Source organism: Agrobacterium sp. SORGH_AS_0440, assembly GCF_031453135.1.
GTDB lineage: Bacteria > Pseudomonadota > Alphaproteobacteria > Rhizobiales > Rhizobiaceae > Agrobacterium > Agrobacterium pusense.
Genome location: NZ_JAVIYR010000002.1, coordinates 575,223 through 587,745 on the forward strand (window position 1 = coordinate 575,223; position 12,523 = coordinate 587,745).

Consider the following 12,523-nt stretch of genomic DNA (forward strand, 5'->3'; position numbering starts at 1 on the left):
CGAAATATCCGGCCCTCAAATGGTCCGCGTTGCCTGAAAATACCAGCCTGGGCGCTTCTTCCGAAGCGATGTTTCCGCGTTTTGGGCGGCATCGAAGGAATGAAAAATCCCGAAACAGGTTGCCCCGGAGCCGGACATGCGCACAAGGGTGGCGCCCTCCTCAGACAGCAACCCGATGATCTCGCCGATGTCAGGCAGAAGCGTCTGGGCCGGCGGTTGCAGATCGTTGCGACTTTCCGCGAGAAAATCCATCCAGCCGATTGTCACCTCGCCAACCTTGGCTGCGCGTCGGCAGAGGCGGGTTGGCCTTGTTCTGCAATCGCCGGAAAATCTCCGGCGTCGAGACCGCTTTCAGCGGGTTGGCCAGCACCAGAAACAGTTCCGGCAGGTCATTGACCGGTTCGATGTCCTCGCCGATGCCGCGTGCGATCAGCGATCGGCTTTCAAGACACATAGGCACATCCGCGCCGAGCGTCAGCGCTATGGACGAAATCCTATCCGCTGTCATCCCGGCACGCCAATGGCGCAGAAGCGCCCGCAGCGTTGCCGCCGCATCCGCCGAGCCGCCCCCTATACCTGATGCAACGGGCAGATTCTTTTCAAGGTGAATGGCGACCGGGGGCGCTGGTTGACCCATTGATGCGAGCGCGTTGCGCAGTAAATCTCTGGCCCGGGTGACGAGGTTATTGCCGCCGTCGCCGGCGTGTAGAAGATCGCCAAACGGTCCTGAGATGGAGAAGCTGTCGACATCGGCGTCTTGGATATGGATCGTGTCGCCGGCTTCGGTAAACACCACCAGCGATTCAAGCAGATGGTAGCCATCCGCCCGCTGCCCGGTGACGTGGAGTGCCAGATTAACCTTGGCCGGGGCCGCCTCGACTGTCTCGGCCGCCCCGGAAATTCCCTGCATCGCCATGCGGCGTCAGGATTTCTTGTCCGGAGCAGGGGTCGCCGGGGCCGGAGGAGCCGGCGGCTGCGGCGCGACTTCCTTCTTGGCCGTATTCTCGGCATCCTTTTCGACTGGCGGCAGGCCGTTGGCGATCTTTTCCTTCACCTTGGCCTTGTCCACGTCGTCGCTGTCGCCGATCAATGCGCGGTTCCACTGATAGACCGCCTCGATCTTGCGGCCGACGCGCCAATAGGCATCGCCCAGATGGTCGTTGATGGTGGGATCACCGGCCTTGAGTTCGATTGCCCGTTCCAGTTCGGTCACGGCATCGCCGAAATCGCCGAGGCGATAATGCGCCCAGCCGAGCGAATCGACGATATAGCCGTCATTCGGACGAAGCTCGACGGCACGACTGATCATCTTCATGCCTTCATCGAGATTGATGCCCTTGTCCACCCAGGAATAACCCAGATAGTTCAGAACCTGCGGCTGCTCGGGGTTCAGCTCCAGCGCCCGCTTGAAATTCGGTTCGGCCTTGTCCCATTGCTTCAGGCGCTCGTAGGCGATGCCGCGCTGGAAAAACACCGTCCAGTCGGATTTCTGCGGCACGGCGCCGATCACTTCAACGGCCTTGTCGTAATTCTCCGCCATGGCCTTGTAGTCCTTGGCATCGGACAGCACGCTGCCATAGGCGAGGTAGGAACGAATATCCTTGGGGTCGGATTCGAGGAGCGACTTGAGGTGTTTGCGTGCCTCTTCCACCTTTTCGGTCTGCGCCAGCGTCAGTCCGAGCTGCAGCTCGGAGATGCGATACATCGGCGAGTCCTTCGGCACTTCGCGATAGAAGGCGATGGCACGTTCCGGCTTCTTCATGGCTTCTGCAAGTCCGCCGAGAAGAATGAGCGTATCCGGGCTCTTCGGATCGAGCGCGCGCGACGTCTGCAGATAAAGCGTGACGATCTCTTCGGCGCCTTCGCGGTTCAACGCACCGGCGATGGAGAACATGACGCTGGCGGCGCCCTCCACGGCATTGGTGATCTGCTGCTCCGGCTTCTCACCCTTTTCGATGGACTGGCGGAGCGCTTTCAGCGGTGCGTAATTCGGCGCGAAAGTGTCACCGACCGCGATCGCATCCAGCGCTTTCTGCTTGTTGCCGGCGGAAGCCTCCAGCCTTGCGAGCGCCATCACTGCGCGCATATAGGTATCGGAGGCGGTCGCTCCGCCTTCGCGGTCGGTTACCGCTTCGTTCAGGCTCTTGCGGGCGGCCTCGGTGTTGCCGGAAACAAGCGCGATGGCTGCCGCATTGTATTTCTGGAAGATCGAAATCCAGCCCGGGCCCTTCATGTTGTTGACGAGCGCCAGAGCCTCCTTCGGCTTGCCGGAACCCGCGCGCGCCCAGGCGGTCAGAAGCGTGTTGACCATGCGGTCCAGATCGTTCGGGCCGGAATATTTCAGGATTTTCTCGGCCTTGGCGAATTCCTTGTCCTTGATGGCGTCGAGGCCACGCACGATGGTCGTGACGCGTTCCACCGAGGTATCGTCCTTCATCGAATCGGCGATCTTGGCGCCGGCTTCGAAGTTGCCGCTCAGAAGTTCGGCGATCATCAGCCGCTGGCGGATTTCCGAGTTGGCAGGGTCGAATTCCAGCGCCTTCTTGTAGAGCGAAATTGCGGTGGGATAATCCTGATCGACATCGGCATTGCGTCCGGCGAGGAAGGCGCCGGAGAAGGTGTTGACCTTGCCGGGGTCGAACGTAACGGCCTTGTCTTCCGGTGTCGCCTTCGTCTCCGCAAAGCCGGGGCTTGCACCCGCGCCGATTGCGAGAGCGGCGGCAAGAGCCGCGCTGCAGAGAAGACGGAGTGCTGGTTTACGCCGCATGAGGGAACCTTTGCCTTTGTGCAGAAGCACGGAAAAATCAGTTTCCATTGTTTGGTCACTACAGAATGGCTTTTTTGAAGCAACCCCGCAAGAAATTATGGCCCCGGCCACAATCACGCCTCGCGGAGAGTCAGGCCCGCAACCTCGGGCGGATGCTGTGTTCCATCCGCCTTTCGCCTGGCCTGCGGCGTCAGTTCAGACGCTCGATGCAGAAGTCGATCACTTCCAGAAGCGCATTTTTCCAGGGGCTCTGCGGCAACGGTGCAAGCGCATCGCGGGCAATGGTGCCATAATGCGTTGCACGGCCTATCGTATCACCGAGGCCGTTATATTTTGTGATCAGGCCGAGCGCCTTTTCGAGGTTCTCGTCGCTGCTCTCGCCATTTTCGATGGCATTGCGCCAGAAAGCACGCTCATCCTGCGTGCCGCGGCGATAGGACAGGATGACCGGCAGAGTGATCTTGCCTTCGCGGAAATCGTCGCCGGTGTTCTTGCCGAGATCGGCGGACTTGCCGCCATAGTCCAAGACGTCATCGACCAGCTGGAAGGCGAGGCCGAGATTCATGCCATAGGACTTCAGTGCACTGCGGGTCGCCTTGTCGGTCTTGGCGACGATGGGGCCGACTTCGGCGGCGGCGGCGAAGAGGGCAGCCGTCTTGGCGCGAATCACCTGAAGATAATCGTCCTCGGTCGTTTCCATGTTCTTGGCGACCGAAAGCTGCAGCACCTCACCCTCGGCGATGACCGAGGCGGCGGTGGAGAGCACGTCGAGGGCATCGAGAGAGCCGACATCCACCATCATGCGGAAGGCCTGGCCAAGCAGGAAGTCGCCGACGAGAACGCTTGCCTGGTTGCCCCAGATGGTGCGTGCGGTGGATTTTCCGCGACGCAGATCGCTTTCATCCACCACGTCGTCATGCAGAAGCGTCGCCGTGTGCATGAACTCCACGCTGGTGGCGAGCTTGATGTGGTTGTCGCCCTCGTAACCGAACATCGAGGCCGAGGCGAGCGTCAGCATCGGCCGCAGGCGCTTGCCGCCGGACGAGATGAGGTGGTTGGCCACCTCAGGTATCATCTGCACGTCGGAACCGGCCTTGGAAAGGATAAGCTGGTTCACCCGTTCCATGTCGGGGCGGGTCAGGTCGACAAGCGGCTTGACGGATGCGAGTTTGTTTTTGCTTTCTTCAAGCGGTATGACGACGCCCAAGGGACAGGACTCCAGTTCGAATTTGAATTCGACAATAAAAACTGACGCCTTGCGCGGCAAGGGGCGAATTGCCGCTAGCCATTCAAAAAGATGGGAATTTAAGGTCTATCCATGCGTGAACTGATCCGTACCAACGATGCCGTGCTGCTCTCCTTCGCCGAAAGCCTGATGAAGGATGCCGGCATCCATTGCCTCATTGCCGATCAGGCAATGAGCATTCTGGAGGGATCTCTCGGCCTTTTGCCCCGCCGGTTTCTGGTAGAGGAAGATCGGGCGGCTCAGGCCCGCCGTATCCTCATCGATGCCGGGCTCGGCGACGAGTTGCGCAACGAAGAGGCTTGAAGGACGGTGGACGACGGCATTTCCGAAACGATCGATGCCTTTCATCGGGGCCGGTTTCATATCATCCAGCCGAAGGGCAGGGGGCATCGGGCCGGCATGGACGCCATGCTTCTGGCTTCGCTGGTGGCGGATGACCGCCCCTGCCGGATTGCCGATCTGGGTGCCGGTGCCGGTGCCGCCGGCATGGCGGTTGCGGCGCGGCTCGAAAAGGCCAGGGTGACGCTCTATGAGCGCTCGCCGGAAATGGCGCAGTTTGCCCGCCGCAGTCTGGAACTGCTTGATAATGCAGCCTTTTCGGCCCGCGTCGAGGTGCGCGAAGCGGATGTGACGCTGCGCGCGAAAGCCCGTGTGGAAGCGGGTTTGCCCGACGATCATTTCCATCACGTCATCATGAATCCGCCCTATAATGATGCGGGCGACCGCCGCACGCCGGATGCTCTGAAGGCCGAGGCCCATGCGATGACGGAGGGTCTGTTCGAAGACTGGATCAGGACCGCGGGTGCGATCATGATCCCGGGCGGGCAGCTTTCCCTGATTTCGAGGCCGCAATCAGTGGCGGAGATCATTGCTGCCTGCGGCAGCCGGTTCGGCGGTATCGAAATCACCCTCATCCATCCGCGTCCCGGCGAGGATGCGGTACGTATGCTCGTAACCGCCATCAAGGGATCGCGCGCACGGCTGTCCTTCCGCGCGCCGCTCATCATGCATGAGACCGGCAGCCACGCCTTCACCCCCTTCGTTGATGACCTCAACAATGGTCGTGCGGCCTATTCCCGTAATGTAAGGGCAATCAGACCCGGCTTATAAAATCACTGTGACGCTAGCCGCATGCCATTGTGTTTTGCCCGGTGATACATACATCCGTGTCGATGAAGTCATTGCTGTGAGGATTGATTGGTGGGTTTGCTGAAGCTTCTTGTGCCGAAACGCTTTCGTAAAAAAGAGCTCGTCATTCCCGTGGTGCGCATGCATGGCGCGATCATGGCCGGCGGCAACCAGTTCCGCCCCGCCCTCAATCTCGCTTCCTATGCGCCGCTTCTCGAAAAGGCCTTCGCCGTCAAGGATGCTCCGGCCGTCGCCATTTCGCTCAATTCGCCCGGTGGTTCGCCGGTGCAGGCGCGGATGATCTATAACCGTATCCGCCAGCTTGCCGAGGAAAAGGACAAGAAAGTCCTCATCTTCGTGGAGGACGTCGCGGCCTCGGGCGGCTATATGATCGCTCTTTCCGGCGACGAGATCATCGCCGACCCCACCTCAATCGTGGGTTCGATCGGCGTCGTCTCCGGCGGCTTCGGTTTTCCGGAAATGTTGAAGAAGATCGGTGTGGAGCGGCGCGTTTATACGGCCGGCGAAAACAAGGTCATTCTCGATCCCTTCCAGCCGGAAAAGGAAGGCGACATCGATTACCTGAAGTCGCTTCAGGTCGAAATCCACAATGTTTTCATTGATATGGTCAAGATGCGCCGCGGCTCCAAGCTAAAGGGCGACGAGGCGATCTTCTCCGGCCTGTTCTGGACCGGCATGCGTGGCCTCGACCTTGGCTTGATCGATGGGCTGGGTGACATGCGCGAGGTTCTGCGCCGCCGTTATGGTGAAAAGGTCAAGCTCCAGCTCGTCAGCGGCGGGCGCACTTTGTTCGGTAAAAAAGTACCTGGTGTGAATGCTGCGTTTGGCCTCGACACCCCAAAGCTGGCGGCGGGCGCCGTCGCGGGTCTTGCGGAGGTTGCCGAAGAAAAGGCATTGTGGTCGCGTTTCGGTCTATGATGTCGCGGGAATAAAGCCTTATGGCGCAGCTTATTACAATCATTCTTCTGGTGGTGGGGGCCATCATCCTCTACCGCCGCTTCGTTCGCGATGCGGAAAAGCTCTCGGCAAAATCGAAACAGCGCGAGAAGGAACGAGAGACCGGAGCGATCGGCACGCTGATCAAGGATCCCGAGACGGGGGAGTACCGCGTGAAGCGTGAGGATGAGGCGTAAGGCGCAGTCATCCCGGACAATCTCGTTTGCCAGTCCTGAAGGATTGGGGGTTAACCCAAAAATCAGCTTTTCGGGACAGCCCTGAAATTCGCCGAGTATTTTCGTCCCGATTGTGCGATTAGTGATCCACAAATTTTAGGGTGATCTGCTTTGCTTCGGCCTAAGCCGGCTGAAGTCTCGCATTGCGCAGCCGGACGGGGTAGTTTTGCAAAAAGTTCATTCCATTCAGTTTTTGCGGGCGGTCGCCGCGCTTTCCGTCATGTTTTTTCACATTGTCGGGGCGCCTCTGACGATAGGCGCCGCCGGGGTGGATGTGTTTTTCGTAATATCGGGATTTGTGATGGGCATGGTCGGCGATAAGGCGACACCCACCAAATTCCTGCGTCATCGGCTTTTCCGTATCGTGCCGCTCTACTGGGCCGTTACATTGCTCATGTGCCTTGGCGCGCTGGCAGGCGTGTTTTCCACATTCACCTTTACCATGGACCATCTCTGGAAATCTTTGCTGTTCATCCCTTATGCGGATGCTTCGGGCCAGGTCACGCCTCTCGTGATGGTGGGCTGGACGTTGAATATGGAGATGTTCTTTTATCTCGTTTTTGCGTTGGGTCTTGCACTGCGCGCGCCCATTTCCGTGACGATCATTGTCCTGACGGGCATGGTCTGCCTGGGGCAACTGGCGGACTGGCAGTCTCCCTTTATGCAGATCTGGGCCTCGCCGCTGCTGCTGGAATTCCTCGCCGGTCTTGTCCTGTCGCAGATTGCCTTTGCGGGCGTGCGCAGCGGCGCTGCGGCCCTCGTGCTTTCTTTTGTCGGCTTCGCTTTCGCGGCCGGTATCGGTGAGCAATCCGGCCTTCTGCGCATCGCGAGCTGGGGCGTGCCAGCCTTTCTGCTGGTGGCAGGCTTTGTGTGGATCGAAAGAGCGGGTGGCTGGCCCATCGCGTGGCTGAAGCCCTTTGAAATAATCGGGGACGCCTCCTATGCGCTTTATCTCCTGCACGGGCTGGTTATTTCCGTGGTCTACAAGATCATAGCGCCGGGCCCTACGGCGGGGATCGTGGTTGTTTTTGCGGCATTGGCTGTCTCGGTTGCAGCACATCTCCTGTTTGAAAAACCGGTGATCAGGCTTCTCAGGAAATTCGCAGACCGTGGCATCGGTGGTCAACGTGCCGAGGCCGTGGGCTGATCGCCGCTTCGCATAAAACCTTGACCCTCAGGCCATGCCGTGGCACGTGTCCGCATCCGAAGTAAGTCAATGCTTACTTGTCCTCCTAACGCCGCGATGACTGCAAATGACCGATGTTCCCGACCATATGAACCCGAAGCGTTCCTTTCAGGCGCTGATCCTGACGCTGCATAATTACTGGGCCGACAAGGGCTGCGCGGTGCTGCAGCCCTACGATATGGAAGTGGGCGCTGGTACGTTTCATCCGGCGACGACGCTGCGCGCGCTTGGTCCCAAGCCGTGGAAGGCCGCTTATGTGCAGCCGTCGCGCCGCCCGTCCGACGGCCGTTACGGTGAAAACCCCAACCGCCTGCAGCATTATTACCAGTATCAGGTTATCCTGAAGCCCAACCCTTCGAACCTGCAGGAACTCTATCTCGGTTCGCTGAAGGCGATCGGCCTCGACCCTCTGCTGCATGACGTGCGCTTCGTCGAAGACGACTGGGAAAGCCCGACGCTTGGCGCGTGGGGCCTCGGCTGGGAATGCTGGTGCGATGGCATGGAAGTCTCGCAGTTCACCTACTTCCAGCAGGTCTGCGGCATCGAATGCTCGCCGGTCGCGGGCGAGCTGACCTATGGTCTGGAACGCCTCGCCATGTATGTCCAGGGCGTCGACAATGTCTACGACCTGAACTTCAATGGCCGCGAGGGCGAAGAGAAGATTTCCTATGGCGACGTCTTCCTTCAGGCCGAGCAGGAATATTCCCGCCACAACTTCGAATTCGCCGATACGGCCATGCTGCATCGCCATTTCATCGACGCCGAAAAGGAATGCCAGGCGCTTCTCGCCGCCGGTGCGCCCGGTGACAACGATAATCAGCGCCTGCACAAATGTGTGTTCCCGGCCTATGACCAGTGCATCAAGGCTAGCCACGTCTTCAACCTTCTGGATGCGCGCGGCGTGATCTCCGTGACGGAGCGCCAGAGCTACATCCTGCGTGTGCGCACGCTGGCGAAAGCCTGCGGCGAAGCCTTCCTGCTGACGGATGCCGGCGGGCTGAACTGGAACAGGGCCGCCTGAACCTTTATGTAAGGCGGGGCAACAGTCTAACGTGCGGACGCCGTTCTGGTGTCCGCACCTCTTGAGGAGGGGTAGGGAATGTTCATCACGCTGGCAATCATCGCGGCAATCGCGCTTTATGTCGTCTTCATCTATAACGGTCTCGTCAAGGCGCGGCAGATGAAGGAAGAGGCGTGGTCAGGCATCGACGTGCAGCTGAAGCGCCGCGCTGATCTCATCCCCAACCTCATCGAGACCGTGAAGGGTTACGCGGCCCATGAAAAAAGCACCTTCGAGGAGGTGATCAACCTGCGCAACCGGGCGCAGGCCGTACCGGCGGGAGACGTTGAAGGCCGCGCCCAGGCGGAAGGGCTGCTGTCGCAGGCGCTCGGCAAGCTTTTTGCACTTGCCGAAGCCTATCCCGACCTCAAGGCCAACACCAACTTTCTGGAATTGCAGCGCTCGCTCGAAACCATCGAAAGCGAGATCCAGATGTCGCGCCGTTATTACAATGGCGCTGCCCGCGATCTTAACGTCAAGGTGGAGAGCTTCCCGTCCAATCTCGTGGCGGGGCAGTTCGGTTTTGCCAAGGCGCCCTATTTCGAGATCGACAACCCGGCCGACCGCGCCGTGCCGACGGTGAAGTTCTAAGCACCGGCTCACAAATTCCCGCCGATATTCCGATAGCCCGGCTTTGCGCCGCATTCTTTGACAAGACGACGATCATGATCGAACTGACCATCACCCCGCCCGGCCACCCGCTTTCCGGCAAGGTGGAGCCGCCCGGTTCCAAATCCATTACCAACCGTGCACTTCTGCTGGCCGGGCTCGCCAAGGGCAAAAGCCGTCTCACGGGCGCGCTGAAAAGCGACGATACGCTTTACATGGCAGAAGCGCTGCGTGAGATGGGTGTCAAGGTAACCGAGCCTGACGCCACCACCTTCGTGGTGGAGAGTTCAGGTGGGTTGCATCAGCCGGAAAAGCCGCTTTTCCTCGGCAATGCCGGCACAGCCACCCGCTTTCTCACCGCCGCTGCCGCCCTTGTGGATGGCGCCGTCATCATCGATGGCGACGAGCATATGCGCAAACGCCCGATCATGCCGCTGGTGGAAGCCCTGCGCTCCCTCGGCGTTGAGGCGGAGGCGCCGACCGGCTGCCCGCCCGTCACCGTCTGCGGCAAGGGTACTGGCTTCCCGAAGGGCAGCGTCACGATCGACGCCAATCTTTCCAGCCAGTATGTGTCCGCACTTCTGATGGCCGCCGCCTGCGGCGACAAGCCTGTCGATATCATCCTCAAAGGTGAGGATATCGGCGCGAAGGGCTATATCGATCTCACCACATCGGCCATGGAAGCCTTCGGTGCAAAGGTGGAGCGGGTGAGCAACGCCATCTGGCGCGTGCATCCGACCGGCTACACGGCGACCGATTTCCACATCGAGCCGGATGCCTCCGCCGCCACCTATCTCTGGGGCGCTGAACTTCTGACCGGCGGCGCCATCGATATCGGCACGCCGGCCGATAAGTTCACCCAGCCGGATGCCAAGGCCCATGAGGTCATGGCGCAGTTTCCCCACCTGCCCGCTGAAATCGACGGTTCGCAGATGCAGGATGCCATTCCCACCATTGCGGTTCTCGCCGCCTTTAACGAAACGCCGGTGCGTTTCGTCGGCATCGCCAATCTGCGCGTCAAGGAGTGCGACCGAATCCGCGCCGTCTCACTCGGCCTCAACGAAATCCGCGATGGTCTGGCGCATGAGGAAGGCGACGACTTGATTGTGCATTCCGATCCCTCGCTTGCGGGCCAGACGGTCAAGGCCTCCATCGACACTTTCGCCGACCACCGCATCGCCATGAGCTTTGCGCTGGCCGCACTGAAGATCGGCGGCATTGCCATCCAGAATCCGGCCTGCGTGGGCAAGACCTATCCCGGTTACTGGAAGGCGCTCGCCTCGCTGGGCGTCGACTATACCGAAAAGGAAAGCGCTGCCGAGCCGCAGCACTGAGCCATTGAGGAGGGATCGCTCGTGAAGACCATCGCCGCAAGATTTCTCGCGCTGTTCGTCTTCCTGGGCGCGGCCTTCCCGGCTTTCGCGGAAGAGTTCATCCGTTCGTATCATTCCGTCATCGAGGTTGCGCGAGACGGAAAGCTGACGGTGACGGAGACCATCACCGCCCGCGCCGAAGGCCAGAACATCAAGCGCGGCATTTTCCGCGATTTTCCGCTTTATGCGCTGGATGCGAATAACCGCCGCACCAAGGTGGATTTCAGCGTCGTTTCGGTGGAGCGCGATGGTGCGCCCGAGAACTGGCGCACCGAAAATATCGATGGCGGCATCCGCATCTATACCGGCAGCGCCGACCGTTTTCTGCCGACCGGCGAACATATCTTCCAGATCACCTACACCACCGCACGGCAGATCCGTTATTTCAGCGATTATGACGAGCTGACCTGGAATGTTACCGGCAATGGCTGGCAATTCCCCATGGGCGAGATTTCCGCTACCATCACGTTGCCTGATGGTGTCAAGGCGACGGATACCGCCGTCTTCACCGGTCCGCTTGGCGCAAAAGGCAAGGACGCCCGCATCCTCAGTGAGGGCAACGAGGTTTTCTTCGCCTCCACTCGCCCCTTTTCGGTGGGCGAGGGCATGACGGTTGCGGTGAAACTGCCCAAGGGGGCTATCACGGCTCCTGACACCACGCAGGAGGCGGGGTGGTGGCTGCGGGACAATCTCGCCATCCTCCTTTCGGGCGGCGGTCTCTTCGTCGTGCTCCTCTATTATCTGCGAGCCTGGTTCGCCGTGGGCCGCGATCCGGCAAAAGGCGTCGTCGTGCCGCGCTGGGACGCGCCGGATGGACTTTCCCCGGCGCTGGTCAATTACGTCGATAACCGCGGTTTTTCCGGCGCAGGCTGGACGGCGCTTTCCGCTTCGGCACTTGATCTGGCCGTAAAAGGTTATGTGGTTCTGGAGGACCTGAAGAACGCCATCGTCATCCGCCGCACGCAAAAGGCGACGGCCGACAACCTGCCGACGGGACAGAAGACGCTGCTTTCCTCCATCGGTGGGCCGGGGGAGACGCTAACCATCGACAAGGCCCATGGGGCGGAGGTCGAGAAGGTCGGCAAACAGTTTCGCGCAGCGATAGAGAAAGAACATCGCGGCAAGTATTACCGCAGCAATGCCGGCTACACCGTGTTCGGTATCTTCCTCAGCCTCGCCCTCATCGTTGCGACGCTGGTCTTCGGCGATCTGGATGAGAGCGCCATCGCCGCTGTGCTGGTCTTTGGCTTTTTTGCTTTCTTTTTCAGCATCCTTTCGATTGGCATCGGCCGGCAGTTTTCGCGCGGCGCACCGCTGCGCAAGCGGATCGGCGGCATCGTCATGCTCGCCTTTGCCGGTTTCGTGGCCTTTTCGGCCATTGGCGGCATCGCCACGCAAATCCTGCTTGACGTTACACATGACACCAAGTCACTGGCGCTCGCCGCCATCGGCGGAATCGTGCTCATCAATGCGCTGTTCCTGTTTCTGATGGGCGCACCGACGCCGCTCGGCCGCAAGCTGATGGATGGCATCGAAGGCCTGCGGACCTATCTGACGCTGGCCGAAAAGGACCGGATGAACATGGCGGGCGCGCCGGCCATGTCGCCGCAACATTTCGAAACGCTGCTGCCCTATGCCGTGGCGCTCGGCGTCGAAAAGCCCTGGAGCCGTACGTTCGAGACCTGGCTCGCGACCGCCGCCGCCGGTGCCGCCGCGGCAAGTTATGCGCCGGGCTGGTACCTGGGCAGCAATTACGGCAGCTTTGGCGACAGGATCGGCGGGTTCTCAACCTCTATGGCAAGCACAATCGCCTCCACCATTCCGCAGCCTGTCAGCTCTTCCGGCTCCAGCTTCTCAGGCGGGGGCGGGGGCGGTTTTTCCGGCTCTGGCGGCGGCGGTGGCGGTGGCGGCGGCTGGTGATGCCTGCCGCGGTAATTTAACCGATAGCTGGTGACTTTTGC

General features: G+C 60.3%; 11 protein-coding genes and 1 pseudogene. 9 read left to right on the forward strand and 3 right to left on the reverse strand.

The annotated features are described in order from the left end of the window. Positions 1 to 15 precede the first annotated feature (15 nt). From QE453_RS12075 to QE453_RS12085, 3 genes and pseudogenes are all read right to left on the reverse strand, one after another. Positions 16 to 916: pseudogene (locus QE453_RS12075) on the reverse strand (4-(cytidine 5'-diphospho)-2-C-methyl-D-erythritol kinase). Between the two features lie 6 nt (positions 917 to 922). Beyond that, a complete protein-coding gene (locus QE453_RS12080) occupies positions 923 to 2,815 on the reverse strand; it encodes a tetratricopeptide repeat protein (RefSeq protein ID WP_309777136.1) in 1,893 nt (630 codons plus the stop codon). Between the two features lie 142 nt (positions 2,816 to 2,957). Then, positions 2,958 to 3,974 carry a polyprenyl synthetase family protein gene (locus QE453_RS12085; protein ID WP_004440110.1) on the reverse strand — a complete coding sequence of 339 codons (1,017 nt, stop codon included), beginning with the start codon at positions 3,972 to 3,974 and terminating at the stop codon, positions 2,958 to 2,960. A 111-nt stretch (positions 3,975 to 4,085) separates the two neighbouring features. On the opposite strand from QE453_RS12085, the gene QE453_RS12090 reads away from it, so the two are divergent. The 9 genes from QE453_RS12090 (at position 4,086) to QE453_RS12130 (ending at position 12,482) form a co-directional block, all read left to right on the forward strand. Further along, positions 4,086 to 4,316 (forward strand): DUF2007 domain-containing protein, encoded by a 231-nt coding sequence (locus tag QE453_RS12090; protein ID WP_004440111.1) that lies wholly within the window; start codon positions 4,086 to 4,088, stop codon positions 4,314 to 4,316. Between the two features lie 6 nt (positions 4,317 to 4,322). Then, complete coding sequence (locus QE453_RS12095) at positions 4,323 to 5,123, forward strand: tRNA1(Val) (adenine(37)-N6)-methyltransferase (protein WP_045532704.1); 801 nt, start codon at positions 4,323 to 4,325, stop codon at positions 5,121 to 5,123. Positions 5,124 to 5,213: 90 nt separating this feature from the next. Further along, positions 5,214 to 6,080 carry a S49 family peptidase gene (locus QE453_RS12100; RefSeq protein ID WP_404977893.1) on the forward strand — a complete coding sequence of 289 codons (867 nt, stop codon included), beginning with the start codon at positions 5,214 to 5,216 and terminating at the stop codon, positions 6,078 to 6,080. A gap of 20 nt (positions 6,081 to 6,100) precedes the next feature. Beyond that, a complete protein-coding gene (locus QE453_RS12105) occupies positions 6,101 to 6,295 on the forward strand; it encodes an NfeD family protein (RefSeq protein ID WP_004440115.1) in 195 nt (64 codons plus the stop codon). A gap of 205 nt (positions 6,296 to 6,500) precedes the next feature. Next, entirely contained in the window at positions 6,501 to 7,481 is a 981-nt protein-coding gene (locus tag QE453_RS12110; protein WP_309777137.1) for an acyltransferase, read from the forward strand. Positions 7,482 to 7,608: 127 nt separating this feature from the next. Then, positions 7,609 to 8,541 (forward strand): glycine--tRNA ligase subunit alpha, encoded by a 933-nt coding sequence (locus QE453_RS12115; RefSeq protein ID WP_006699475.1) that lies wholly within the window; start codon positions 7,609 to 7,611, stop codon positions 8,539 to 8,541. A gap of 78 nt (positions 8,542 to 8,619) precedes the next feature. Further along, the gene (locus tag QE453_RS12120) at positions 8,620 to 9,171 is read left to right on the forward strand and encodes a LemA family protein (protein WP_006699477.1); all 552 of its coding nucleotides are present in this window, start codon (positions 8,620 to 8,622) and stop codon (positions 9,169 to 9,171) included. 74 nt (positions 9,172 to 9,245) lie between these two features. Further along, complete coding sequence (aroA, locus tag QE453_RS12125; protein WP_022555660.1) at positions 9,246 to 10,523, forward strand: 3-phosphoshikimate 1-carboxyvinyltransferase; 1,278 nt, start codon at positions 9,246 to 9,248, stop codon at positions 10,521 to 10,523. Between the two features lie 21 nt (positions 10,524 to 10,544). Continuing rightward, positions 10,545 to 12,482, forward strand: a complete 1,938-nt coding sequence (locus QE453_RS12130) for a DUF2207 domain-containing protein (RefSeq protein ID WP_113380950.1) — start codon at positions 10,545 to 10,547, stop codon at positions 12,480 to 12,482. Positions 12,483 to 12,523: the final 41 nt, after the last annotated feature.